The sequence below is a fragment of the Pseudomonas fuscovaginae SE-1 genome, assembly GCF_000364705.1.
In the GTDB taxonomy this organism is placed as follows: domain Bacteria; phylum Pseudomonadota; class Gammaproteobacteria; order Pseudomonadales; family Pseudomonadaceae; genus Aquipseudomonas; species Aquipseudomonas fuscovaginae_A.
Window position 1 is genome coordinate 1 of the sequence record NZ_AQOH01000194.1, and the last position, 1,232, is coordinate 1,232.

Below are 1,232 nucleotides of genomic sequence, written 5' to 3' on the forward strand. Positions count from 1 at the left end.
ATAATCCCTACACCCTCTCCAGTAGTAGAGGAGCAAGACATTTTTTATCTCAGAGTAGGTCGATCTATCCAATTTACTTTACCCCTGTCGCTACCGGACGAAGAATAACACCATTATTATCCATAAAATACACCATCACCCCAGGATATTTACTCTTAAACTGCGAAGCAACCCCCAAGCAACTCGCACAAGCTGCACGTTCGGTTAAAATCATTACAGTACCTCTAGCATCAGTTCTATCCCCAAGCTGCCGAGCCAAGCTACTTAAAATATTAGCTTCGGAATCACCAGCCCTTGCAGTTAAAACCCCAGCTTTGTTTGCAACCTCAAAAGTTTCAAAAACACTATCCCTTCCAACTATCCCCATAGCGGCTTGAGCAGCCGTTGGAGTGCTGATGCCGCTATGAGCTGCAACCACAGAAGGGAGGCCTTCGATTGCAACATCTGCAACAGCCATATTTCCTCCACGTTTCAGGTCTGATGTCAAGGTACTCCTCATAGCAGTTATGCTTTGCTTCATGACCTCAGCATTAATGACCGGGATATTAGAGTGCCCTACTTCTGCGCCCACTGTTGCATTTGAAGAATTAAAATTTTTAGCAGTTGATGCCTCTAGCTTCGCTACGTCTTTCTCTAACTCAGCTGATTTTTTTAGAGAAAGCTTATTCAGTAACTTACTGGATGCCTCGATTCCAACTTTCCCTAAGACTGCACCTGCCTTTGCCACGCCACCAACATCTGTGGCCAAACTGGCAGTAGTTTGTAGCAAAAGCCCCAAGTCCCGCCCTAACAGCACAGCCTGCGCGTCTCCCCCGTATTCCAACGCGTAATTTATACGGTCATAAGAGGCCTCTAAGCTCGCAAATGCCTCACTACTCAGTGTTTTCACTACCTCTGGGTTATGTATTAGCTCATACAACCCTTTCATACCCTGCTTAGGGTTGGCCATGAAGGAGGCAATACCACTTATATCTTTCCAACCTCCCTCGTTAAGGCCGACCAAAAATCCGATTGCCGTTTCGGTATCTTGTTGTGAGGATATCTGCGCCCATTTCCGCCTAATTTCCAAACGTTCCAAGAAGCCAGTTGCTTTATCCAGCTCTTTCTGACGCTGAACTTTCTGCTGCGTGGCCAACCAATTATTATCAACATTTGAAATAGCTGAGTTAGTTGGGAAAAACGGGACGCGAAAAACGGGACGGATTTATTTTCCTTATTTTCCTGAGTCTCGC

General features: G+C 45.8%; 1 protein-coding gene. It reads right to left on the minus strand.

Going from position 1 to position 1,232, the window contains the following annotated elements; all coding sequences use genetic code 11:
• Positions 1–73: 73 nt before the first annotated feature.
• Positions 74–1,078 (minus strand): deaminase domain-containing protein, encoded by a 1,005-nt coding sequence (locus K675_RS33415; protein WP_198291656.1) that lies wholly within the window; start codon positions 1,076–1,078, stop codon positions 74–76.
• Positions 1,079–1,232 lie beyond the last annotated feature (154 nt).